The following is a 22,829-nucleotide window of genomic DNA, read 5'->3' on the forward strand; positions in this document are numbered from 1 at the left end:
CAGAGACGCCAAAAACAATCACTCCTATTCATCATGGTGCATCAGAGTTCAAAAGATTGTAATCCTTAAATGTTTTTTTCCAAGTTGACTGGAGAAATGACGATTATTTCCACGAATATGTTGGATTTTTGACATTTTTGCAAGCTCTGGGCTACGAATGGATGTTCTGGGATACATGCCTGCCAAAACTTTTCGCCCGGATTTGGACAGGATTGCCCCGTTTGGTATTGGGGCCAAATAAATCTTGGAAGACCGTTCCATGGACGGGATGCATTTTCGCGTGAGGATCCAACCGCACTGATTGCGGCAAAGGCAATCGTAGCGGAAACGGTTATTAACATCCCCTTACCATATCATATGATGCCTAATGCTCCGGCGTGAGGTCTACTGTGATGAAACCGAGGGAGAGCAAGTTTCCGCGGTTCTCGGTAAGTGGGACGTCCAGTTCTACGTGGAAGAGATTAAGGGCAACGATAACCGCGTCCTCAAGTTCGTGGCCTTTGTCCCGGATTTCATCATAAACGACCTTGCAGCGAGCTCATGAAGGTCATTGACCTTAGAAAAGGGCACTCGGCGATAACGTGGTCACAGGTGAGTAGCAAGTCCGTCAAGTACGCCAACTCCCTCCAATCACTCAGGAAGTTCAAGCGCTGCTAGAGTCTCGCGGCTGTAGAGAAGCTCATAAAAGACGCCAACAACCAGGCGACGGTTGACCCGATTCAGCTTACCCTCGGCGCGGTCGCTTTCATAATAGCCTCCTTCGGATTGATAAACGACAGCATCGTGATGATGATCTCTGCCATGCTCCTCTCTCCTATCCTCGGCCCCCTCTACGGATTCTCTCAACGTCGTCATGGTCAAGGGGAGAGACGCCCTCAACGCCATCTATTCCATCTTCAAAGGAGTTATCTTCCTCTCCGCCGCCATCGTGACGCTCTTCCTCAAACCGGCTGGAGTTATGCCTTCTCAGCCGACCCACGGGATGGCGATCCGCGGAGATTCTGGCCTCGTTTACATCCTGCTGGCTGTTATACTCGGCTACGCGAGGGTCGTGGCTATAGTCGGCAAGGTACCGGAGATACTGGCTGGCGTTTCCATTGCTGCTGCCCTCGTTCCCCCAAAGACGGTCATTGGAATATCCCTTGTCATGGGCTGGTGGGATGTTTTCGGCGGCTCGCTGATCCTAATCCTCGAGAATGTTCTTGGCCTGCTCATCGGCTCGCTCCTCGGTCTTTACATCCTCAACGTCTCGCCGAGGAGCTATTACGAGAGGAGAGCGGCGAGACTCTACACGAAGAGAACCATGTTCGTCCTAGCGCTGATAGTTCTCCTTGAACTCATGTTTCCAGGCTAAGCAACCTCGGTCTGTTCATAGATTAGCTCACCCTTCCTGTGCCTCACGAGCAGGCTGTAGAAGAACTCCTTCATCTCGGGGCTCATGTCGTCGTCGAGCAAAATGTCCGCCTTTCCCAAATAGCTCTTCTCCGCCTTTGTCACCAGGAGCGCTATCTGGGGGGTGAGATGCTCGATGAGAATTCTCACCACCTCGGGATAGGCCTCCTCGTTTAGCTCTTCGTTGGCCTCTATGCCGAGATAAACTGTGAACCCCTTCATCTGAACTGCTAGGACGAACTCATTCTCACTCAGCTCGAAGAACGAGAAGTTGTAGCTTTTCGATTTTACCCTTGCGATCAGAACACCCTTTATTGAGAGGGTAACGGGTTCTCCCTCTATCTCAAACACCAGGTCCTTTGCGAGCTCCATCTGGGCTGTGGTGTAAAGCTCTTCCATCTGCATGGCCACTTCTTGTTTTCCGAAGGATAAAAGCATTTCGCGTCATCTTTTTAACGATGAGGCCCAAAGATATCACGGTGGTGTTATGAAGATAACGCGCTTTGGTGTATCCGTTCCCGATGAGCTGCTTGAGAAGTTCGACCGCATCATTGAGGAGAAGGGCTACGTCAACAGGAGTGAGGCAATCAGGGATTTGATGAGGGACTTTATCGTCAGACACGAGTGGGAGGAGGGAAACAAAGAGGTGGCCGGAACGATAACCATTGTCTACAATCACGACGAGGCTGACGTCGTTAAGGAACTCCTTGATTTACAGCATGACTATGTCGATGAGATTATCTCAAGCCTTCACGTTCATATGGATGAGCACAACTGCCTCGAGGTCGTCGTCGTTAAGGGCAAGGCGAGCAGGATAAAGGAGATAGCAGAGAGGCTGATAAGCCTGAAGGGCGTCAAGCACGGAAAGCTCGTGATGACGACAACGGGGAAAGAGCTTGTATGAGGTCTGTGGGGGAGAAGTTATGAGATTGCTTGGTTTTCTGTCTTCCATTGTTGTGGTCCTGTCCTTCATTCTCCCCTGGTTCAGGATACCCGTCAACGGTGGCGTGGAGGAAATCACCTTTCTTGCCATACTCGAGGAAACCCTGGGCAGCTCAAACGGTCTTGAGGGGGCCTTTTGGTGGCTCAACCCGGAAAGTGTCGGCACGATATTCCTCTTCATCGTCTTCTTCACGGGGATATCCATGATACTCGCCGGGATTCTCTTTGGTCTTCTCGGCGGCCGTACTGGGCCTGGGATTGGGGTCGTCGGAGTGTTCATCATTACTCTCGTGGCGTGGCATGTGTATGGCGAGGGATTCTTTGAGGTACTCGGTGAAGGCTACATAATAGCACTGCTAAGCTTCGTCGTCGGCTTTATTTGGGGAGGGGGAAAGGCGCTCTAAGCGCCGACCACCTCTACTATGTCACCGTTCCCCGGCGGCAGGACTGCCATGATGTCTTCTTCTCTCACCTTATAGCCCCACTTCCCGAGGATGCGTTTGATTCTCTTCACCAGTTCGCTCTTCTTCAACGAACCGGGCCTTATGACGATGTACCTATCGGTGTAGGTTCTTGTTGCATCAACCGGCGCGCAGACCACGAAGTCCTCGCCTTCATAGTTTATTACCCCAACGGCAAGCTTGAGCGGAAGCCCGTGGAACCAGTTCCTCTTGCCGTAGACCATGAAGGCTCCCTTGCCCATGTACTCACCGCTTGGGGCCTGCTTTGTCACCTGGCTTGGATACGCCCAGTATGCATCGGCGCTGTAGAGTCCCTGGCTCCAGGCCTTTGACATGCTCACTGCAAACTGGCAGGCCTCAAAGAGCGTCTTCTCCCCGGCATTCTGGCCATCCTTGATGACGACGTGAGGAGCTCCGTAAACGTCGGCGTGGCAGTAGAGGTCGTTTTCATTCATGTGCTTCTTTATGAGGTTCTCGTTCGTGCTGGCGTCTTTTCCAGCCAGGACCAAAAAGCCCTCACTCGACACAAACCAGCGGAACTTCTCGAACCACTTCTTCTTCCTGCGCTCGAGTTTCTTCACGGAGAGCTCCTTCTTCATTTCCTCCTCGATGAGCTTTTCTACCTCTTTCAGCTTCCTCTTTGTGTCCTCGTAGGCCTTAAGCGCTCCCTCGAGCTTGTGCTTGGCCTTCTTGGCCTTCTCGTAGTAGAGCTCCGCGTTTTCACCTATGCTCTTGGTGAGGTAGAGACGAATCTTCTTCCCATCAAGCTCTATCGTTACCGCCTTCTCCTTCGGGTCGATGGACTTGACCATTAGGGCCACTTTGTTGCCTGCCTTCTTCCCCTCCTCTATTCGTCGTTTGAACTCCTCCCAGCCGAGCTTTTCAACGGCCTTCCTGAACTCCGATAGGAGATTCTCAATGAGCGTGAAGTTGGCGTATATCAGATCCCCGAGTTCTTGGTTTGCCCTCGCCTGTTCTTCAAAGCCCTTCAGCATTTCCTCCTGCTTTTTGAGGGTCATTAAGAGCTGCCTTTTCTTCCCCTCAAGTTTTTTTGTCTGCTCGAGCCTGGCTTTCTCGACCGTTATCTTCCCGAAGTATTCGTCAAGTGCCTCGCTGAAGGTGCTGAAGTATTCCCTTTCATACCCCTCATACCACTTCAGCTCTATTGGCAGGACATCTATCATGGCACTGTCCTTGAAGACGATGTTTGGCTTTGGCTCCTTGTTGAAAAGAGCCTTCATAGTGTTGAAGATTAGCTTGAGCTCCTCCTCGCTCAGCTCGCTCGCTTTTTTCTTCTTGTCCATTCCCGCCCGAAGAAGAATTTCCTCCGCGTATAGGCCGCCCATGTTGAGCTTTCTAGCCAGCGCCCGGACTACCTCGGCATCTTCCTCTAGGATTAACTCCTTAAAGCGCTCCCATTCAACATCGAGCGGGTTTTCGCGGGCGGGCGGGAACTTGTATTCTGCCTTCGGCTTTATCGCCCTGTCTTTGAACTCCTCGTAGCGGAGTGCAGCGATGATTCTGTTCTCAGAGTCAACCAGTATTATGTTTCCCCTCCTGAAGAGCTCGCCAATGAGAGTGTAGTCGCCCACCTTAATTTTGACTATTCTGTCGAAGTCGTGCTGCTCTATAGCGTCTATGAAGCCGCCGCTGAGGTGCTTTCTCAAAAGCATGGTGAAGCTTGATGGCATCTTTGGTGCTTCTTTGATGTAGGTCGTGACGTGGAAGCGCTTGCCCGCCTCCAAAATCAGGTCCTGCCTTCCCTCCTTCGTGCGGAGCTTTATCCTTATCTCATTTCCATCGTGATATATCTTGTCAACGCGAGAGCCCACCAACCTCTGCAGTTCCCTCAGGATGTAGCGTATGTCAACGCTGCTCATCTCCTCCTTCATTCTCTCACCCGAAGAGATTTCGCGGTTGAGTTTAAAGGGTTGCTGGCTGATTTCGTCTCTCCAACGAAAAATCGAAGGTTAAATAGTCGAACGTACATAACACATTAGGTGATATATAGTGAAAGGATACCTAACCTTTGTTCTCCACACCCACCTCCCCTATGTGAGGAAGCACGGAAAATGGCCGTTCGGTGAGGAGTGGCTCTACGAGGCTATGAGCGAGACCTATCTGCCCCTGCTCATGGAGCTTGAGAGGCTTAAGGCTAAAGGTGTGAAGTTCGAGCTGGTCATAAACGTCACACCGGTTCTCGCCGAGCAGCTGGCCGATGACTATATCAAGCGTGGCTTTGAGGAGTACCTGGCACGCAAGCTGAAAGCAACGGAGGAAGACTTGAGGAGTGAAAAGTACGACGAGAACGCTGTAAGCTTCATGCTCGACCACTTCAGAAAAGTCCACGACTACTGGAAAGCTATCAATGGCGACATCATAGGAAAGCTCCGCGAGCTTCAGGAGGGGGGCTACATCGGGGTGATAACTTCAGCGGCGACCTACGGTTACCTGCCCCTGCTTGTCAGGGACGAGGCCATACGCTCTCAGCTCGCCAACGGCATTTTAACCTATGAGAAGCACTTCGGCAGGAAGCCTAGAGGGTATGGTTGCCCGAATGCGCCTACCAGTCCGGGGGAGAATAGCCACTGCCCGGCGGAAGGAGGGTGCAGAGACAGAGAATCGAGAAGTTCCTCGAGGAGTCGATCTGGAGTACTTCTTCGTGGAGAGCAACTTGATTGATGGGGGCCCGTAACGAAGGAGTACGGTGAGATAACGCTGGCCGAGACTGAGAAGAGCACACTCAGGCCCTACTGAGTTAAGGGAATCAACGTTGCGATCTTCGCCAGAAACCGCGAGGCTGGCCACTAGGTCTGGAGTGCCCACTTTGGCTATCCCGGTGACGTCTGGTACAGGGAGTTCCACAAGAAGGCCAAAGAGAGTGGCGACCAATACTGGCGAGTGACGGGCAAGGGCGTCGACCTCAATGATAAGGAGTTCTACGACCCTGGCAAAGCTATGGAGCGCGCTGAGGAACATGCGAGGGACTTCGTCTCGTTGATTGAGCGCCTCCTGGTGGAGCATGAGGAGAAGTTCGGCGAAAAAGGCATAATTGTCTCGCCCTACGACACAGAGCTCTTCGGTCACTGGTGGTTTGAGGGGGTTAAGTGGCTTGGAAGGGTTCTTGAGCTCATGGCAGAGTGTGAGATAAGGACGAGGACGCTTTCAGAATTTCTCGATAGCTACTCCGGCGAGAGAGACGAGATAGAACTTCCCGAGGGTTCCTGGGGCAAGAATGCGGACCACTCGACATGGTGGAACGAGGGAACGGAATGGACCTGAGAGTATGTGTATTCAGCGGAGAAAAGGATGGTGGCGCTGGCGACTAAGTACTACGGTAAGGATCGGCTCGCTGACAGAATTCTGGAGCAGCTCGCAAGGGAACTCCTCATCTTGGAGGCGAGCGACTGACAGTTCCTCATAACGACAGGTCAAGCGAAGGAGTACGGTAAGAGGAGGATTCTCCTCCACGCGAGTGACTTCCACAGGCTGGCCAACGAGCTTGAGATGTACATGAAGACCGGGCAGTTTGACTTCAAGCTCCTTGAGAAGCTCGAAGAGCGTGACAATCCGTTCAGACCCATCATCGTTGCTCACTACGTGAGCGGGAATCCTCCTGAGGTCCCGGAATACGTTGAGCCGCCTGAGAAGAAGGAGGAAAAACCCGAAGAACTCGTCAAGATGGAAGAGTAGAGAACCTATGCAAGGGAGGTTGCCAAAGCCCTCGCCCAGAAGCCCAAGACCTGAAAATGCCGGCCTTGGGGAAGCTTTCTAAGAAAAACTGGGATATCCCAAGAGAGGTTGCTGAAGTTTGTGAGACAGATTAGGTGATACTTGTTTTTGACCTTTTTCTTTGAATTTTCGAAAGCTTTTTCGGGAGTTTTTCCAAAATATCATTGTGATACCCATGAAGAAAGTTGAGGCAATTATCAGAAACGAAGACCTTGATAGGGTTAAGAGCGCCCTCAAGCAGCTTGGTATAATTCCTCTGACGGTCTATCCCGTCCAGGGGCGTGGCGTTCAGGGTGGAGTTCCTCCCTACGACTTGCTACCGAAAGTGAAGATTGAGATTGTCGCCAAAGACGAAGACCTTGAGAAAATTATAGACACCATCATTAGAAACGCAAGGCGCGGAATTCCTGGGGATGGAAAGATATTCGTTCTTCCTGTTCACGATGCCATCAGAGTAAGAACTGGAGAGAGGGGCAACGAGGCCCTCTATTAAAGGAACGCGTGCCTGTGCTTGTAAAGCATGTAGCTCGCATAGCCGAGCAGGATTAGGCTTGCCGCTCCTAGGAGGGTTATCAGTATAGCTATTCCCTGTGCGACAGCCAAGCTCTGCCCGAGAGCCTCCGCTATCCTCGTAAGCTCCCCCTCGTTGGTTAGGGCGTATATGCCATAGCGTATTGAGAACGCCCCCATGACCATCGGAATCGGCATGACGGCGAAGGAGAGCATGAGACCGAGGCTTCCCCTTTTCCTCAGGCTGAACATGGCTAACAGGGTTGGGATTATCAGGATAAGGGCCGTTACCGCGTATACTGGGCCAAAGATGCCTGAAACGACGTAGAACGGTATCATTCCGAACAGGAATGCCCTGTATGCCCTTTGGAGATCTTTCACTTTTCCGGCAAAGTCGTAGGGAGCAGCCTTTGAGTACCTGTTTATCATGCTCACCGACTTCATGTACTCCTTCTTGCCCATCTTTTCGATGAACCTGTCATTGGTGTTGTTCTTCAGCTTGACCGCCCTCTTGAGGAAGAAGTTGGCCAGCTCCTGGTTGTCGATGACAACGTTCTCCGACAGTTCCATGAAGTTCCTCCTCGCCTCCTCGAGGAGCTTTAGGGTCTTTTGTTTATTTTTATCTGAGAGCTTGGTGAGGGAGTTAACTTTTTTCTCAGTATCTTCAATTGTCTGTGCTACATCTCGCAGAATCTCCTGACTCTTCATCAAAGCACCTCCAAAAGGTAAAAGAAAAGGGAGCTTTAAGCCTTTTGCTCCTTCTCGGCTTTGAGGAGCTTGCTAATGCTCCAGTACATCAGGATAAATATCGAACCCCACGCAAATACCAGGAATGCCAGAGCACCCATGTCCATCTCGATCACCTCAGATCTTTATGATGACCTCGTTCTTTGCGAGCTCTTCGCCGTACTTCTTCTTGATGGCCAGGTAAGCCTCGATGGCGCCGATGACGAGGATTATGAGGATCACTATCCTGGCCCTGGTGATGAGGCTGATTATCTCTGGAGTGTAGTCGTATTCAAGTATCTGAGTGACATAGTACTCCGATACTGAGAAGGCTCCGTTCCTTATGTAGTCCCAGGTGTTGCCAACCAGAAGGAACAGCATAAACAGCGGCGCTATTATGGTCATTATCGGCTTGTACCACTCTGGAACGTTAATGTAAGCACCCTTGTGGAGCTCCTTCCAGAAGTTACCGGGCTTGAAGAGCCACACTGCAACTATGATGTCGAAGAGACCGAGCAGCACGAGGAAGTAGGAACCAACCCACATGTCGAGCTCGCTGAGGTACGCTAGGGTGCTGTCAAGGGCAACCGGCAGTCCAAGCAGGGACAGGAATATGAACACTAGCCAGGTGCCGACCTTCCTCTCGATGTGAATGTCCTCCTCGAGCATGGCGACGAGGTAGTTGTAGGTGGCTATAGCTGAAGTGAATCCTGCGAACCAGAGCAGGAGGAACCACATTGCACCGAATATTTGACCTGCTGGCATGTTAGCGAAGACGTTCGGAAGAGCCTTGTATGCGAGACCGACACCGCTCTTGACTGCCTTCTCCGGACCGAGATAGGCGAAGGCTATCGGTATGGCAAGCGAACCACCGAGGATGACCTCTGCGAACTCGTTGAGCGAAACCGTGGCTAGACCTGAGAGGGCAACGTCGTCCTCAGGGCCGAGGTAGGAAGCGTAGTTGTGGATGATACCCATACCGAGGGATAGGGTGAAAAATATCTGTCCCGCCGCTGCTAGGCTTATCTTGAAGAAGTTCTCCCTGAGTACTGTGAAGTCTGGCTTCCAGATGTACTCAAGACCTGCTATGGCGCTCCACTCTGGCTTAACCGGTGAACCGAGAGTAAGGGCTCTGATAACCAGGAGTATAGCGAATACATATAGAACGGGCATCATAACCTTGACCCAGCGTTCGATACCTTTACTGACGCCCTGTCCAACGGCTATTCCAAGGAAGAGCATCGTCAGTCCCCAGAAGAACAGCACTGCCTTGGTATTTGCTACATAGCTGTGGAAGAACTGAACTGTGTCCTTTCCGAAGTAAGCACCAGTGAGGCTGTAGTAGGTATAAGCTGCTGACCATCCTATGATCTGGTAGTAGTATGAGCTAAGCAGGGAAGCGACAGAGAAGGCCAGCATTCCACCGATTATACCGAAGACTAAAGCCGTTCTTGGCTTGAGGCTCTCCCTGGCCATGAGGTAGAACATTGGCCCGATTGTACCGTGTCCGTACTTACCACCGTAGCGACCAGTGGTCCATTCAATCCACATTACCGGAATTCCAAGGAACACCAGCGCTATGAAGTAAGGTATCATGAAAGCGCCGCCACCGTTGCTAGCTAGCTGGTATGGAAACCTCCAGAAGTTTCCGAGACCGATGGCATTTCCAGCCATGGCTAAAATCAAACCAATCTTTGTTGCCCATTGATCCCTCTTCTCCAAGCCTTTCACCCCCGTTCTTAAATGGACTGATAACAAACCTCCATGCACTGTTATGGGGTATTATGTATAGCATATAACATTTAACATTCTATAAAAAGCTTTCTGCTGCCTTTTTCGACAAAAGACGATGTGCTTAACCATGAAATGGTTGAAATTCAATTCTTATATATCTTTCAGTACGTTAGTGTCTCGTAATTAGAAAATGGTCATTGTGACAATGTTCCACCGGATAGTTAAAAAGGGCGACAACATCAGGCTGACCTCCCAATGGGCATTTGCGAAGGGTTAATATATGTTAGGAATACGACAACGAATGCCCGATGATTGGAACAGAGAGTGAGCTGACGGGATGATGACCGACTTCTCGCTGAGGGCATCCCGTTTCAATTTTGTTTCATTCGTTCTTATTCAACCGTGTCTCTTAATGTTCGTTAATGTATAAAAAATCTTGGATGTACAGCCTTGTTTTTGTCCCAAAATTTCGGCAGGTTTTTTCTTTTGGCCGAAAATTTCCATATATAACTTTTTGTTTGAAATTGGCCGTTCTCCTGCCTCCTTTAGCGAAAGATTTATATATGTAACCCTCGTAACCTGTATCGCAGATTACTGAAACTGAGGTGATGGAAATGGTCGAAGTCGACCCGTTTGAGATTGCCGTTAGGCAGCTCGAGAGGGCTGCCCAGTACATGGACATAAGCGAAGAGGCTCTCGAGTTCCTTAAGAGGCCTCAGAGGGTCCTTGAGGTTAGCATCCCTGTTGAGATGGATGACGGTTCTGTTAAGGTCTTCACCGGTTTTAGGGTTCAGTACAACTGGGCTCGTGGTCCAACTAAGGGTGGTATCAGGTGGCACCCTGAGGAGACCCTTGGCACCGTTAAGGCCCTCGCTGCCTGGATGACCTGGAAGACCGCCGTTATGGACCTCCCCTACGGTGGAGGTAAGGGTGGTATCATCTGCAACCCGAAGGAGCTCTCCGACAGGGAGAAGGAGAGGCTTGCTCGTGGTTACATAAGGGCTATCTACGACATCATCAGCCCGTACACTGATGTTCCCGCTCCCGACGTTTACACCAACCCGCAGATCATGGCCTGGATGATGGACGAGTACGAGGCCATCAGCAGGAGGAAGGTTCCGAGCTTCGGAATCATCACCGGCAAGCCGCCCGGAGTTGGAGGTATTGTCGCCAGGATGGACGCCACCGCCAGGGGCGCTGCCTTCACCGTCCGCGAGGCTGCGAAGGCCCTCGGATGGGACACCCTCAAGGGCAAGACCATAGCCATCCAGGGCTACGGTAACGCCGGCTACTACATGGCCAAGATAATGAGCGAGGAGTACGGTATGAAGGTCGTTGCAGTCAGCGATAGCAAGGGTGGCATTTACAATCCGGACGGCCTCAACGCCGATGAGGTCCTCAAGTGGAAGAGGGAGCACGGCTCAGTTAAGGACTTCCCAGGCACGACCAACATCACCAACGAGGAGCTCCTCGAGCTCGAGGTCGACGTCCTCGCCCCGAGCGCCATTGAGGAGGTCATCACCAAGAAGAACGCCGACAACATCAAAGCTAAGATTATCGCCGAGCTCGCCAACGGTCCGACCACCCCTGAGGCCGACGAGATCCTCTACGAGAAGGGCATCCTCATCATACCAGACTTCCTCTGTAACGCTGGTGGTGTTACCGTCAGCTACTTTGAGTGGATTCAGAACATAACCGGCGACTACTGGACCGTCGAGGAGACCAGGGCCAAGCTCGACAAGAAGATGACCAAGGCCTTCTGGGACGTCTACAACACCCACAAGGAGAAGAATATCAACATGCGTGACGCTGCCTACGTCGTCGCTGTCCAGAGGGTCTACGACGCCATGAAGTGGCGCGGATGGGTTAAGAAGTGATTTCTTGCTCCTTTCTTCTTAATTCTTTTCTTGCCGTTTGGTTATCCTCTGTTTTGAGGTCCTGATGTAGCCTTTAGGGACAATTCTTTGGCGGAAAATTAGGATAGAAGAGGGATCTAAGCTTTCGCCCAGTAGTCCTTTTCCTCCACCATCGCCCTTATCATCTCGTCTTTGTCCTTGAACATGGTTCTACGCGACGGGTTCTGCATGCCGTAAAACTCCATAAACGGACTCGGACGCCTCTCGAAGGGATAGTAGAGGTATATGGCAGCGAGCGTTCTGTAAGCTTCGGCCATTTCGCTGATAACCCCTGCAGAGACTTCCTCCGCATAGTGATACACCGCTATCGCTTTGCTGACATCTACCAAGTTGAAGTCCCTCTCCACGAGCTGTCTTCTTAGAATGTCGGTAGCCTGCTCTATGTCCTCCCTGTCGAGTTCCTCAACTTCCTCGCCGTCGAGCAGGTGCTTAATTTTAATCCTCCTTATGGATGGATCTTTAGCTACTTGGTTGTCGTACTCGGCGACCACCCACCAGTCGTCGAGGGCGCCAGGGTCGAGAACCGTGAAGTGCTCGTTCAGCTTGTCGTAGAAGTCCCTGACGCGATGGTAGTACTCCTCCTCATGACCCGTCATCGGGTAGCTGAGATAAATGAGGGGCTTCTCATTCTCCCTAAAAATCAGGTTAAGGAAGACCTCGTGTGGGTGCCTTATGCCGAACTGGAGGACGTAGCGGACTTCAAGGCCTTCCTTCTTAAGCTCGTGGACGAGGGTCTTCACGTGGTTTATGGCGTCCTCACGCCACATGACGAGGGTTGTTAGCTTTATGTTCTCGGGGTCTTTGCCGAAGCGCTCGAACCACTCGGGGTCGTTTATTATCCTCCGCCTGACGGAGAGCACGTCGTCCAGGACAACTACCACCCGGTTTGGTCTGAGGAGCTTAAGATTGCTCGTGGTGAACCCTAGAACGCTCCCACTTCCCCAGCGGAAGAGACTGGGAGTTGAGACAAGGTGGTACTTCTTGTCGCTTTCATCTATTTCATTTCTTATTCTATTGAATGCTTCGTCCCTTATCTCGTTCATCAAATCCTGATGGCTTATTGCGAAATCTAGAACGTTCTTGCGCGTGATTTTAACGCCGAGCTCCTTGCCGACTTCCCTTATGTAGTCAAAAACGTGATAGTATACGTGGCTCCCTCCTTCGGCGAGCTTGAGGGCCTCGGTTATATATTCGTCCCTGCCGTTGAGCGGCGGGCCAGTTAAGAGTATAACTTCCTTCATTCTACCACCCCACTTTTCCCTCTTTTGGGACGAAACCTTTAAATATCATTCCCCTAAACCGCACTTGTAGAGGTTCTTCTATTCTAAAAGCAGACCAACAGGGGTGTTGTAATTGGATGAAAAGCTAAAAGGAACGACTACAGTCGGCATTGTATGTAAGGACGGCGTGGTGCTGGCAGCGGACAAGAGAGCGTCCCTCGGCAACATGATACTGTCCAAGGACGTCACCAAGGTATTCCAGATAGACGATCATCTTGCCCTAGCGGGTGCAGGGAACGTTGGGGATATTCTGGCTCTGGTTAGGCTTCTCCAAGCTGAGACCAGGCTTTACATGGCCAAGGTTGGAAGGGAGATGAGCGTTAAGGCACTCGCTACCCTCACTGCGAACATCCTCCACGGGAACAGATTCATGCCGTACTTTGGATGGTTCTTAATAGCCGGCTACAATGAGGAGCCCGCGCTGTATTCTGTAGATATGGCGGGTGGTGTTACCGGGGACAAGTTCACCGCGGCTGGCTCCGGAATGGAGCTCGCCTTTGCAGTTCTCGAGAACGAGTACAAGGATGATATGACTGTTAAAGAGGGCGTTAAGCTCGCCCTCAAGGCGATAAATATCGCCACCAGGCGCGACGTTTTCACGGGTGATGGGATAACCCTCATAACCCTAACAAAGGAGGGCTACAGAGAGCTGAGCAAAGAGGAAATAAAGACTCTTCTGAAGTGAGGTGGTGGCTTTGATAAGGAGAGAGACCTTCGTTGATGACATTCTACGCGATATAAAAGCAGTAATTTCCCAGATGGTTCCTAAGGAGGCAAGGATTACGGACGTTGAGTTCGAGGGACCGGAGTTGGTTATTTACGTCAAGAATCCCGAGGCCATAATGCAGGACGGTGAGCTGATAAAGAACCTCGCCAAGGTGCTCAAGAAGAGGATAAGTGTGAGGCCTGATCCAGACGTTCTCCTCCCACCTGAGCGCGCGGAGGAGATGATAAAAGCTCTCGTCCTGCCTGAGGCCGAGATAACCAACATAAGCTTTGATCCATCCGTCGGTGAGGTTCTAATAGAGGCCAAAAAGCCGGGTCTCGTCATTGGAAAGAACGGCGAGACGCTTCGTTTAATCACTCAGAAGGTTCACTGGGCGCCGCGCGTTATACGGACACCGCCCATACAGTCCCAGACGATTTACTCAATCCGGCAGATCCTTCAGACTGAGAGCAAGGACAGGAGGAAGTTCCTCAGGCAGGTGGGCAGGAACATCTACCGCAAGCCCGAGCTCAAGAGTGAGTGGATTAGAATCACGGGCCTTGGAGGCTTTCGTGAGGTTGGCAGGAGTGCGCTGCTCGTTCAGACCAACGAGAGCTACGTGCTGGTCGATTTTGGTATCAATATAGCCGCCCTCCGTGACCCAAAGAAGGCCTTCCCACACTTCGACGCGCCCGAGTTCCGCTACGTCCTGGATGCGGGCCTTCTTGATGCCATAATCATAACCCACGCCCATCTCGACCACAGCGGTTTGCTGCCCTACCTCTTCAGGTTCAACCTTTTCGACGGGCCGATATACACGACCCCGCCGACGAGGGACCTGATGGTGCTCCTCCAGAAGGACTTCATCGAAATCCAGCAGATGAGCGGTATGGAGCCTCTCTACAGGCCGAAGGATATCAAAGAGGTCATCAAGCACACCATAACCCTTGACTACGGTGAGGTCCGTGACATTGCCCCGGACATGAGGCTTACGCTCCACAACGCCGGCCACATTCTTGGTTCGTCCATAGTTCACCTCCACATAGGCAACGGACTGCACAACATAGCCATAACAGGCGACTTCAAGTTCATCCCCACGAGGCTCTTCGAGCCAGCCGTGAGCAGGTTCCCCCGCCTGGAGACCCTAGTGATGGAATCGACTTACGGTGGAAGCAACGACTACCAGATGCCGCGTGAGGAAGCCGAGAAGCGCTTGATAGAAATCATACACCAGACCATCGGGAGGAAAGGCAAGGTCTTGATTCCGTCGATGGCCGTCGGTAGAGCCCAGGAGATAATGATGGTGCTCGAGGAGTATGCGCGCGTCGGCGGCATAGACGTGCCCATTTACCTCGATGGGATGATATGGGAGGCAACCGCAATACACACGGCCTATCCGGAGTACCTCAGCAAGCACCTCCGCGAGCAGATATTCCACGAGGGCTACAACCCGTTCCTCAACCCGATATTCAAGAGCGTCGCCAACACCAGGGAGAGGCAGGACATCATAGACAGCGACGAGCCGGCGATAATTATAGCGACATCGGGCATGCTCGTTGGTGGGCCGAGCGTTGAGTACTTCAAGCAGCTCGCTCCCGATCCGAGGAACAGCATGATATTCGTCAGCTACCAGGCAGATGGAACGCTCGGAAGGCAGGTGCAGCGCGGCCTGCGTGAGATCCCACTGGTCGGTGAGGATGGCAGGACAGAGGTCGTTCAGGTCAACATGGAGGTTTACACCATCGATGGCTTCTCCGGTCATGCAGACAGAAGGGAGCTCATGAGCTACATTGCCCGCCTCAGGCCAAGGCCAGAGAGGGTCATCACCGTCCACGGAGAGGCACACAAGTGTCTCGACCTTTCAACGAGCATCCACAAGAAGTTCGGTCTCAGCACAAGGGCTCCGAACAACCTCGACGCGATCAGGTTGAAGTGATGGAAATGCGGGTGAAGTGTCCCTCCTGTAGGAGGGTCTATTCCTCCCTTATTCCCCCTAAGTGCTCCTGTGGGGCGCCCTTGACCATAACCTACGACTACGAGTCCATAGACGTTTCCAAGTGGAGGAACCGTGTTAAGGGTGTCTGGCGCTATAGGGAGCTTCTTCCGGACGTCAAGGAAGTTGTGAGCCTGAGTGAAGGTGGGACTCCCCTTTTGAAGGCTAAATTGGGGGAGGAAATGGGCCTAAACGTCTTCATCAAGGACGAGACGAGGAACCCTACCGGTTCCTTTAGGGACAGGCTCGTTAGTGTGGCTGTTTCATACGGTCTGTCCTACGCTGAGAACGGTTTTGTCGTTGCCAGCAACGGAAATGCTGCAGCATCGCTTGCCGCATACGCCGCACGTGCCGGCAAGGAGGCCTATACAGTTGTCCCAAATCTTATAGAGAAGTGCAAGCTCACTCAGATAGCGGCCTTCGGGGCAAGGATAATACGATACGGCGAGAGCGTTGACGAGGGCATAAGTTACGCCGATGGACTGGCCGAGGGCAAGGGGCTCTACAACGTCACGCCCGAGAGGAATGTAGTGGGCCTTGAGGGGCAGAAGACAATAGCCTTTGAGCTGTGGGAGGAGCTTAGCCCTACGCATGTGATAGTTCCTACGGGGAGCGGCAGCAACCTCTACAGCATCTACAAGGGCTTTAAAGAGCTCCTCACCATCAGGGCCATCGATGAAATGCCCAGGATGATAGTGGTTCAGGCTGAAAGGTGCTCGCCCATAGCGAGTGAGGTGCTTGGCATCGAGCCGAAAGCAGAGCCGACCAAAGCACTTGGGCTGTACGTAAAGAACCCGCTCACGAAGGGGCTGGCGTTGGAGGCTATACGTGAGAGCGATGGGACAGCCGTTCTCGTGGGAGATGATGAGCTCGATCTCGGTGAGAGGTTGCTCGCGAAGGAGGGCATCTTTGCGGAGTATGCATCCGCTGTTATAGTCCCAGCTCTTCTCAAGCTTGCCGAGGAGGGCTACTTTAATAGAGACGATAGGATAGCCCTCATAGTGACGAGTTCTGGCCTTAAGGGCCATTACTCCGAGAGCAGGGAGAAATTCGCGATTGGTGGCACAAAACTGGAAATCCTTAAGCTCCTTAGCGAAAGGAGTATGTACGGCTATGAGATTTGGGAGGCCTTGGAGAAGCCCCTTAAGTATCAAGCGGTCTATCAGCATCTCAGCGAGCTGGAAAGCCTCGGTCTGATAGAGGAATCCTATCGGAAGGGGAGGCGGGTCTACTACGGCATAACCGAGAAGGGCAGGAAGTTCCTCGAGACACTCTCCGCTTAACGGAAAGGTTTTAAACCATCTTTTAAAAGCTAACCGTAGGTGAAGAACGTGGGGCTGACAGTTGAACATAAGTTTTCACTATCGGTATATCTGTGGGGACTGATAACTGGGTTAATCAGTGGAATAGCAGCGGCAAAAGTCCAATACGGCTGGCTGCTCGGCGTTGCTCTGTACTTCGTCATCGACAAGTTCGTTCTGGCATTCATAAAGGAGCTACCGTCTGAAATTGAGGACGAAAGAATGGTGCTTAAGAGAGCCTTCTGGGGATGGTTACTATTCTGGCTCTACTTCACGATGCTCAGCTACACCGTTATGATAGACTTCCAGCCGGTGTTCTACTCGAACCAGAGCCTGCTCTATCAAATCACCCACAACGGAACGGTGACGGGGTGAGCAGATGAAGGAGCTGAAAAGAGCGGTTGCTAAAGAGGCTTTGAAGTTCATTGAGGACGATATGATAGTGAGCCTTGGAACGGGCTCCACTACTGCCTACTTCCTCGAGTATCTCGGCAAGCTCATAATGGAAGAGGAACTCGAAGACGTCTATGGCGTCCCGACGTCCTATCAGGCAAGACTATTGGCACTCGAGTACGGCGTTCCAGTTGTTGGCTTGGATGAAGTTGATGCCATAGACATAGCCGTTGACGGCGCCGACGAGGTTGACCTCAACCTGAATCTGATAAAGGGCCGCGGGGCAGCGCTGACAATGGAGAAAATCGTCGAGTACCGTGCGGGAACGTTTCTCGTGCTGGTGGACGAGAGCAAGCTCGTAGAGAGGCTCGGTCAGAAGATGCCAGTGCCCATAGAGGTCATCCCAGCCGCGTGGAGGGCCATAAAAGAGGAACTTGAGGTCTTCAACGCCACCGCCGAGCTCAGGATGGCCAGTAAGAAGGACGGACCGGTGGTCACGGAGAACGGAAACTTCCTTCTCGACGCGAGGTTCCACCGCATCGACGACCCGCTCGACCTGGAGATAGAGCTCAACAACATTCCAGGCGTGGTTGAGAACGGCATATTCGCGGATATAGCTGACATAGTCCTCGTAGGCACGAGGGAAGGCGTCAAGAGGCTCGAGCGGTGAAATCAAAAGAATAGAAATTCAGAGTAAGCTGGAAACAGAGAACAGGATTTAACCTCAAAATTTTTAACTTTCCATGCTTGTAATATTTAAGAGGTGAAATTATTATGAAATTGTCTAAAAATTCCAATTATTGATCCGATATATGTACAAGAGAAGCTTCAAGAACAAGGAAAGCTAAACAGATTCTTAACTCTGGTTGATAGGCTTTTGAAAAGAAAGCCTAAGAATATTGAGGATGAGGCAAAATATAGAACTAGGATGGAAATGGAAGAGTTGCTTTTAGGTACAATTGGATTAACTAATAAGGACATAAAAGAGTTTTACGATGGACTTATCCAACTAGCAAAGTTCAGAACAGAAAAGACAAGAAAGTGAAATGCTAGGAGTATTTATATTTCCCTATATAGAGTTTGGACCATAATATTTTTAAATCTCTTAAGGACACACCTTTAGACGGGATATTAAAAGAGTTTTGGTGAGTCGTTGCTTTGTGCGGGGGTTGCCGAGCCTGGTCAAAGGCGGTGGACTCAAGATCCACTCCCGCAGGGGTTCCGGGGTTCAAATCCCCGCCCCCGCACCATTCCGTCATTAGTTATAACAAAAGACTGATAATGTATCAAACTGTATAACGAATAGTCCAATTGTATCTAGAGCAATTCTTCCATTTTATAGTTCCATACAGGATATATCATTACAGAATTCGTTAGTATAAGTATCTTCAGTTGATTTCTCTCCATTACTAAGATTCACGATAGTTTTACTGTCTTCAAATATTAAAAGTCATAAAGTTTGTTAATAACCATAGAAGATAAAGCTTCAGAACTACATCTCCATTCTTTTGAACAAGTTCAATCTTGTTAATTTGTTGGTATTACTACATAATTCTGCCTCAATTTTCATTTTAAGCACTCTCAGCATAGAATATTGGGCTATCTCATAATCTTCACAATAAATTGCATAGTTTTTTAGTTCTATTTCAAGATCTGGTTCTTTTTTCTCTGTTTTTTGACTCAACTTAAAAACCTTGACAAGTTTAAAGGTCAAATCCTTTGTACCCTCTTTATGATTATTGTTTTTGCTTCTAACTCTTTTGTAAACTCCACATTTCTCAAAGATTAACCTAGTCGAGTCTGCATTAACACTTTTTTGAGTTTATGAACAGTTGTCTTCTTTTTGTTCCATTTCATTAGCCAAGTATCCAAATTAAAACTCGGTAAGCGTTGATCCAGAATGTAGAGTTTCTCTCCAATTTTAACACCTACAGCAACATGACCAAAAATGTAATAAAGTAAATTTCAGGATAAATATTCGGCAGAGAGATGCAGTAAATCTTGCATGGTCTCTGCATACTGCTAGTTTGTACTTCAGGACTTTGTTGATGGTAGACTTGGTCGAATGATGTCTATAAAATATCCAAATAGTTTTGCTAATTTTGATAATTTCGATTTTTCATATCTTCACAAAGGTCGATAACTAATTATTAAGTATATAATCACAAAGAAAGGCAATGTGATAAACAATAAAGCTGGAATTAAACAACCACAAGAACAACGAATAATATAATCTAGATTCCTAAAACTCATGATACTATCCATCTTTCTGTCGGGTATCTTATGTTCTTGTCTTCCCATTCTAAGATATTAACTAATGTTTCTTTCTCAGAATCTCCTTTTAGTTGATTTACTAATCTCTGTATTTTTATGTTATCTATCTCTCCCAGTGTTGGACAAAATTCTCTTTTGATCTCTGTAATTTTTGAGAGTATTGACATAATCCATCACAAATCTTAATTGTCAGATGGTTAACTAAGCAATATTTCCAAAATCTGTGTTTTTATATCTCTATCCTTAGAGATATTGTCTAAAGCTTTTAATTCTACATTATATCCGTGGCTTTCGAATTTTGTTTTTAGGCTTTCAAGTATACTCTCGTACCTCTTGAGTTGCTCCTTGAAGCGTTTATGCTTATCATTGAAGCGTTTATGCTTATCATTGAAGCGTTTATGCTTATCATTGAAGCGTTTATGCTTATCATTGAAGCGTTTATGCTTACCTGATTTTACTTCGCTTATGGAGATCATAAGGTGTTTTGGAGAGAATCCGATTACCAGAATATCTAATTCAGCTTGTACTTCTTTTTCTTTTATTAATTTGGTATCTAACGCTATCAAATACCATTCAAATTTCTTCTTTGTCTATATAATGTCGTAGTATATCAAGTAGATGATACTGCTCTGCATATTCTCCTTTTTCTAGTTTGGTTTCAGGTAAACTTTCAAACTGTTTTAAATATAAGTTCAAATACTCTGAAGTAACAAAAGATGGAATCGGTAACGTGAAAGAAAATAATTGAAATATCAATTTCAACATCTTTAATGGAAATTTAAGTAGAGACTCACTAGATAAAGACAGAGGCCGTAATTTTTTCGTTGCACAAGTACTTCGTTACCAAATATTTTTCTAAAATGCGACTAGCAAGCTTAGACGACTCAAATAGCCCTTTTTCAAGGAATTTTCTTTTTAAGCTCATTTGTGAAAGTGTTCCATAAAAGCCTTTCCTCTTCTTTTATTAAAAATAACAAGAGGCAAGTACAAAATTTTAGATATCCTCAGTAAATAATATATCTTATTAAGAGGATTATCTTCTTGAATTAAGATTGGATAGATGAATATCTGATAGTCTTTACTTGCCATATTGTACAATATCGTTCATGGAATAATAAATTTAACGTAGCTCCGAAGGAAAAAGGCAGAAAGGAGAGATGTCAGACCTTACTCGGCGCTCCGAAAGCCCTGTCGCCGGCATCCCCAAGGCCCGGCAGAATGTAGCCCTTTTCGTTAAGCTCCCTGTCTATTGCCGCGACGAACATTTCGACGTCCGGATGGGCTTCCTTTATCCTGCTTATCCCCTCCGGAGCCGCAAGGACACCGACGATGACGTAGCGCTTGGCCTTCCCGTACTTCTTGACCTCGTCGAGAACCTTAATCAGCGTCGAGCCCGTCGCTATCATCGGGTCGGCTATGATGACTGTGTCTTTCTCCTTTATCTGGGGCACCTTGACGTACTTCATTTCTATTTCGAACTTCGGAGCCTTGCTGCGGGAGGCCGAGACGATGCCCACGCGGGCGTGGTCGAGAACCTTGATCAGACCCTCCATCAGTGGAATCGCGGCCCTGAGAACTGTTATTATGACAACGTTGCGTCTGTCAGTGATGAGGACTCCGTCAGTCTCCTCGAGGGGCGTGTTTATCCTGATTCTCTCTGTCTCCATCGTCTTGGTTATCTCGTAGGCCAGGTATCTGCCAAGCTTGACGAGTCCCTTTCTGAAGGCTATAGGCCCCGTCCTCTCGTCCCTGAGCTCGGTTAGGATCTCCATAATAAAGGGCGAGTCCTCAAAATGGTAAACTCCAGTCCAGCGTTCGTCCCTGATCATTCCATCACCAGGAAGGGGTTGGGAGAGGGGTTTATTAGTCTGACTCCTGATTTGATCTGCTGATTGTATTCTCTGATTCTGGACTCGGATTTCGCTTAAAATTTCCAAGAGGATTTAAAAATTCTTGGTCTTTACTCAGAACAACAGAAAATGTTTCGGAAACGTCTTGATTTATTCCACTCTTCCAATGACCCTCTGCATCCAGGTGCCCTTCATGAACCAGACTAAAGCCACTCCAGCCGTTATAAAGTTGCTCATGCCCATGCCAAAGAACACTCCCTTGCTCGTGAAGTTGAAGAGCTCGGCCAGCGGAATGTGGACGCTGACTGTGTGCCCAAGCAGGACGAAGCTGAAGGCCAGCGCTGGTATATAACCAAAGGCATAGCTCATCGGTATCCTCAGGCCCCAAAGGCGGAGTATGCTTAAGGCCATGCTCTTTTTCGTGTGACCTGCGCTCCTGAAGACGTTGGTAACTACTACGAAGATGCCGTTGAAGAATGGGACAGAAATTAGAAAGTACTTGAGAACGACTTCACTCTCGGCTATAACAGCTGGGTCATTGAGAAAGACTCGGAAAACCTCCTCTCTGAATATTCCGATCAGGAGAACCGAGAAAAAGGCTATGGCAAAGTTTACCATCATCGTCCTCTCGGCTATCCTCTTGGCCCTCTTGTACTGCTCCGCACCGACGTTCTGGGCGACCATCGTGCCCATTCCCATACTTATTCCCCTTGATATGCTAGTGAGCACGTTCACGAGGCGGGTAGTGATTATGTAGGCAGCGTAGGCGACGTCGCCGAAGCCGAAGATTATTCTCGTCAGGATGACGAACCCGAAGTTGTTGGCAGACTGGCCGATGCTCGAGGGCAGTCCGATGCGGAATATTTTACTGTAGAATTCCAAATCCGGTGTGAGGTTCTCCGGAGTGAGATGCACGCCAACCTTACCAGTGAAGAGCAAGTAGGCACCTATGAGTGAGCCAATGCTGTTAGCTGTTATCGTGGCTAGGGCGGCTCCAGTGACCCCCATTTCAGGAAAGCCGAACCATCCGAATATTAGGATGGGGTCGAGGGCTATGTTTACGGCCACCGTCAGGAGGTTGAGCTTCATCGGTGTTTTGGTGTCACCGACGGCCCTTAGGAGAAAGCTGAAATCAAAGCTGGTGAAGGCAAAGGGTATGCCGAGGAATATTATCCTCGTGTAGCTCAAAGCATATGGGTAGACACTCTCGGAAACGTGCATGAAGCGGAGTGCATAGGGCGTCGCGAAGTAGCCGAATATCCCGACAAAGGTGGCAAAGATTAGCACGAGGGAGTAGAGTGAACCCGCAGCTCTGTTCGCTTCTCTGTACCTCCCGGCCCCTACGTACTGCCCGACGAGTGCAAAGCCTGCCGTGGCAAAGCCCATGCCGAGGGCCATAAGGGTTCCTATCATAGGCCAGGCAGTTCCTGGAGCTGAGAGTTCTGCCCTTCCAAGCTTGCCGAGCCAGAATGTGTCGGTGATGTTGTACAGAACCTGCACTAAGTTATTGATTATGAGCGGGAGCGAGAGAGACAGAAGCGTCTTCTCAATGGGCCCGTGGAGAATTTCCTCGCGCGTCCTCTGAACTTTGGAGTCCCTCATATTCAATCAGACGGCAA

The 22,829-nt window shown here is 49.7% G+C and carries 24 protein-coding genes, 1 tRNA gene and 1 pseudogene; 14 read left to right on the forward strand and 12 right to left on the reverse strand.

What is annotated here, in order from left to right; translation table 11 throughout:
• Positions 1-367 precede the first annotated feature (367 nt).
• Complete coding sequence (locus A7C91_RS11840) at positions 368-544, forward strand: hypothetical protein (RefSeq protein WP_234394325.1); 177 nt, start codon at positions 368-370, stop codon at positions 542-544.
• Positions 545-630: 86 nt separating this feature from the next.
• Here A7C91_RS11840 and A7C91_RS11845 read toward each other — a convergent pair whose 3' ends face one another.
• A complete protein-coding gene (locus tag A7C91_RS11845; protein ID WP_234394326.1) occupies positions 631-885 on the reverse strand; it encodes a hypothetical protein in 255 nt (84 codons plus the stop codon).
• On the opposite strand from A7C91_RS11845, the gene A7C91_RS11850 reads away from it, so the two are divergent.
• A complete protein-coding gene (locus tag A7C91_RS11850) occupies positions 854-1,354 on the forward strand; it encodes a DUF389 domain-containing protein (RefSeq protein WP_234394327.1) in 501 nt (166 codons plus the stop codon). The two genes, A7C91_RS11845 and A7C91_RS11850, sit on opposite strands and share 32 nt — an antisense overlap.
• On the opposite strand, the gene A7C91_RS06720 is transcribed toward A7C91_RS11850, so the two are convergent.
• On the reverse strand, positions 1,351-1,797 hold the full coding sequence (locus A7C91_RS06720) for a hypothetical protein (RefSeq protein ID WP_068667411.1): 447 nt from the start codon (positions 1,795-1,797) through the stop codon (positions 1,351-1,353). The two genes, A7C91_RS11850 and A7C91_RS06720, sit on opposite strands and share 4 nt — an antisense overlap.
• Positions 1,798-1,879: 82 nt before the next feature.
• On the opposite strand from A7C91_RS06720, the gene nikR reads away from it, so the two are divergent.
• A complete protein-coding gene (gene nikR / locus A7C91_RS06725) occupies positions 1,880-2,296 on the forward strand; it encodes a nickel-responsive transcriptional regulator NikR (RefSeq protein ID WP_068666034.1) in 417 nt (138 codons plus the stop codon).
• Between the two features lie 19 nt (positions 2,297-2,315).
• Positions 2,316-2,738: an amino acid permease gene (locus A7C91_RS06730; protein ID WP_068666036.1), complete on the forward strand. Its 423-nt coding sequence runs from the start codon at positions 2,316-2,318 to the stop codon at positions 2,736-2,738.
• Here the strand turns inward: A7C91_RS06730 and rqcH are convergent.
• Positions 2,735-4,687: a ribosome rescue protein RqcH gene (rqcH, locus tag A7C91_RS06735; protein WP_068666038.1), complete on the reverse strand. Its 1,953-nt coding sequence runs from the start codon at positions 4,685-4,687 to the stop codon at positions 2,735-2,737. The genes A7C91_RS06730 and rqcH overlap by 4 nt on opposite strands.
• Positions 4,688-4,805: 118 nt before the next feature.
• On the opposite strand from rqcH, the pseudogene A7C91_RS06740 reads away from it, so the two are divergent.
• A pseudogene (locus A7C91_RS06740) lies at positions 4,806-6,488 on the forward strand (glycoside hydrolase family 57 protein).
• Between the two features lie 214 nt (positions 6,489-6,702).
• Entirely contained in the window at positions 6,703-7,020 is a 318-nt protein-coding gene (locus tag A7C91_RS06745) for a P-II family nitrogen regulator (protein WP_068666039.1), read from the forward strand.
• Here the strand turns inward: A7C91_RS06745 and A7C91_RS06750 are convergent.
• Both A7C91_RS06750 and A7C91_RS06755 read right to left on the reverse strand, forming a co-directional pair.
• Positions 7,017-7,745 (reverse strand): alpha-glucosidase, encoded by a 729-nt coding sequence (locus tag A7C91_RS06750; protein ID WP_068666041.1) that lies wholly within the window; start codon positions 7,743-7,745, stop codon positions 7,017-7,019. The two genes, A7C91_RS06745 and A7C91_RS06750, sit on opposite strands and share 4 nt — an antisense overlap.
• 156 nt (positions 7,746-7,901) lie before the next feature.
• Positions 7,902-9,485, reverse strand: a complete 1,584-nt coding sequence (locus tag A7C91_RS06755; protein WP_068666043.1) for a sodium:neurotransmitter symporter family protein — start codon at positions 9,483-9,485, stop codon at positions 7,902-7,904.
• Positions 9,486-10,111: 626 nt separating this feature from the next.
• Here A7C91_RS06755 and gdhA point away from each other — a divergent pair.
• A complete protein-coding gene (gene gdhA / locus A7C91_RS06760) occupies positions 10,112-11,374 on the forward strand; it encodes a glutamate dehydrogenase (protein ID WP_068666045.1) in 1,263 nt (420 codons plus the stop codon).
• A gap of 116 nt (positions 11,375-11,490) precedes the next feature.
• On the opposite strand, the gene A7C91_RS06765 is transcribed toward gdhA, so the two are convergent.
• Positions 11,491-12,654, reverse strand: coding sequence for a hypothetical protein (locus A7C91_RS06765; RefSeq protein ID WP_068666048.1), 1,164 nt, complete (start codon positions 12,652-12,654; stop codon positions 11,491-11,493).
• Between the two features lie 112 nt (positions 12,655-12,766).
• Here A7C91_RS06765 and psmB point away from each other — a divergent pair, with 112 nt between their 5' ends.
• From psmB to A7C91_RS06795, 7 genes are all read left to right on the forward strand, one after another.
• Positions 12,767-13,378, forward strand: a complete 612-nt coding sequence (gene psmB / locus A7C91_RS06770) for an archaeal proteasome endopeptidase complex subunit beta (protein ID WP_068666051.1) — start codon at positions 12,767-12,769, stop codon at positions 13,376-13,378.
• A gap of 10 nt (positions 13,379-13,388) precedes the next feature.
• Positions 13,389-15,335 (forward strand): beta-CASP ribonuclease aCPSF1, encoded by a 1,947-nt coding sequence (locus tag A7C91_RS06775; protein ID WP_068666053.1) that lies wholly within the window; start codon positions 13,389-13,391, stop codon positions 15,333-15,335.
• Between the two features lie 5 nt (positions 15,336-15,340).
• Positions 15,341-16,675, forward strand: a complete 1,335-nt coding sequence (locus A7C91_RS06780) for a pyridoxal-phosphate dependent enzyme (protein ID WP_068667413.1) — start codon at positions 15,341-15,343, stop codon at positions 16,673-16,675.
• 39 nt (positions 16,676-16,714) lie between these two features.
• Positions 16,715-17,068 (forward strand): hypothetical protein, encoded by a 354-nt coding sequence (locus tag A7C91_RS06785; RefSeq protein WP_324609471.1) that lies wholly within the window; start codon positions 16,715-16,717, stop codon positions 17,066-17,068.
• Between the two features lie 4 nt (positions 17,069-17,072).
• Entirely contained in the window at positions 17,073-17,756 is a 684-nt protein-coding gene (gene rpiA / locus A7C91_RS06790) for a ribose-5-phosphate isomerase RpiA (protein ID WP_068666057.1), read from the forward strand.
• 207 nt (positions 17,757-17,963) lie between these two features.
• Entirely contained in the window at positions 17,964-18,131 is a 168-nt protein-coding gene (locus A7C91_RS11205; protein WP_199919997.1) for a hypothetical protein, read from the forward strand.
• 117 nt (positions 18,132-18,248) lie between these two features.
• A tRNA-Leu gene (locus tag A7C91_RS06795) sits at positions 18,249-18,336 on the forward strand.
• 242 nt (positions 18,337-18,578) lie between these two features.
• Here A7C91_RS06795 and A7C91_RS06800 read toward each other — a convergent pair.
• From A7C91_RS06800 to A7C91_RS06820, 6 genes are all read right to left on the reverse strand, one after another.
• Complete coding sequence (locus tag A7C91_RS06800) at positions 18,579-18,770, reverse strand: hypothetical protein (RefSeq protein ID WP_199919998.1); 192 nt, start codon at positions 18,768-18,770, stop codon at positions 18,579-18,581.
• A 101-nt stretch (positions 18,771-18,871) separates the two neighbouring features.
• Complete coding sequence (locus A7C91_RS12535) at positions 18,872-19,036, reverse strand: transglutaminase-like domain-containing protein (protein ID WP_082871993.1); 165 nt, start codon at positions 19,034-19,036, stop codon at positions 18,872-18,874.
• A gap of 299 nt (positions 19,037-19,335) precedes the next feature.
• Positions 19,336-19,527: a transglutaminase-like domain-containing protein gene (locus A7C91_RS06805; RefSeq protein WP_068666060.1), complete on the reverse strand. Its 192-nt coding sequence runs from the start codon at positions 19,525-19,527 to the stop codon at positions 19,336-19,338.
• Between the two features lie 30 nt (positions 19,528-19,557).
• Positions 19,558-19,926 (reverse strand): hypothetical protein, encoded by a 369-nt coding sequence (locus A7C91_RS06810; protein ID WP_068666062.1) that lies wholly within the window; start codon positions 19,924-19,926, stop codon positions 19,558-19,560.
• Positions 19,927-20,520: 594 nt separating this feature from the next.
• Positions 20,521-21,189: a uracil phosphoribosyltransferase gene (upp, locus tag A7C91_RS06815; protein WP_068666064.1), complete on the reverse strand. Its 669-nt coding sequence runs from the start codon at positions 21,187-21,189 to the stop codon at positions 20,521-20,523.
• Between the two features lie 171 nt (positions 21,190-21,360).
• The gene (locus tag A7C91_RS06820) at positions 21,361-22,812 is read right to left on the reverse strand and encodes an MATE family efflux transporter (RefSeq protein WP_068666065.1); all 1,452 of its coding nucleotides are present in this window, start codon (positions 22,810-22,812) and stop codon (positions 21,361-21,363) included.
• Positions 22,813-22,829 lie beyond the last annotated feature (17 nt).

It is taken from the genome of Thermococcus piezophilus, from assembly GCF_001647085.1.
GTDB lineage: Archaea > Methanobacteriota_B > Thermococci > Thermococcales > Thermococcaceae > Thermococcus > Thermococcus piezophilus.

Bases quoted from the DNA above. Each gene is read 5' to 3' on its own strand.
- A7C91_RS11840 (WP_234394325.1), top strand. From the start codon at position 368: ATGCTCCGGCGTGAGGTCTACTGTGATGAAACCGAGGGAGAGCAAGTT.
- A7C91_RS11850 (WP_234394327.1), top strand. From the start codon at position 854: ATGGTCAAGGGGAGAGACGCCCTCAACGCCATCTATTCCATCTTCAAA.
- A7C91_RS11845 (WP_234394326.1), bottom strand. From the start codon at position 885: ATGGCGTTGAGGGCGTCTCTCCCCTTGACCATGACGACGTTGAGAGAA.
- A7C91_RS06720 (WP_068667411.1), bottom strand. From the start codon at position 1,797: ATGCAGATGGAAGAGCTTTACACCACAGCCCAGATGGAGCTCGCAAAG.
- nikR (WP_068666034.1), top strand. From the start codon at position 1,880: ATGAAGATAACGCGCTTTGGTGTATCCGTTCCCGATGAGCTGCTTGAG.
- A7C91_RS06730 (WP_068666036.1), top strand. From the start codon at position 2,316: ATGAGATTGCTTGGTTTTCTGTCTTCCATTGTTGTGGTCCTGTCCTTC.
- rqcH (WP_068666038.1), bottom strand. From the start codon at position 4,687: ATGAAGGAGGAGATGAGCAGCGTTGACATACGCTACATCCTGAGGGAA.
- A7C91_RS06745 (WP_068666039.1), top strand. From the start codon at position 6,703: ATGAAGAAAGTTGAGGCAATTATCAGAAACGAAGACCTTGATAGGGTT.
- A7C91_RS06750 (WP_068666041.1), bottom strand. From the start codon at position 7,745: ATGAAGAGTCAGGAGATTCTGCGAGATGTAGCACAGACAATTGAAGAT.
- gdhA (WP_068666045.1), top strand. From the start codon at position 10,112: ATGGTCGAAGTCGACCCGTTTGAGATTGCCGTTAGGCAGCTCGAGAGG.
- A7C91_RS06765 (WP_068666048.1), bottom strand. From the start codon at position 12,654: ATGAAGGAAGTTATACTCTTAACTGGCCCGCCGCTCAACGGCAGGGAC.
- A7C91_RS06780 (WP_068667413.1), top strand. From the start codon at position 15,341: ATGCGGGTGAAGTGTCCCTCCTGTAGGAGGGTCTATTCCTCCCTTATT.
- rpiA (WP_068666057.1), top strand. From the start codon at position 17,073: ATGAAGGAGCTGAAAAGAGCGGTTGCTAAAGAGGCTTTGAAGTTCATT.
- A7C91_RS06805 (WP_068666060.1), bottom strand. From the start codon at position 19,527: ATGTCAATACTCTCAAAAATTACAGAGATCAAAAGAGAATTTTGTCCA.
- upp (WP_068666064.1), bottom strand. From the start codon at position 21,189: ATGATCAGGGACGAACGCTGGACTGGAGTTTACCATTTTGAGGACTCG.
- A7C91_RS06820 (WP_068666065.1), bottom strand. From the start codon at position 22,812: ATGAGGGACTCCAAAGTTCAGAGGACGCGCGAGGAAATTCTCCACGGG.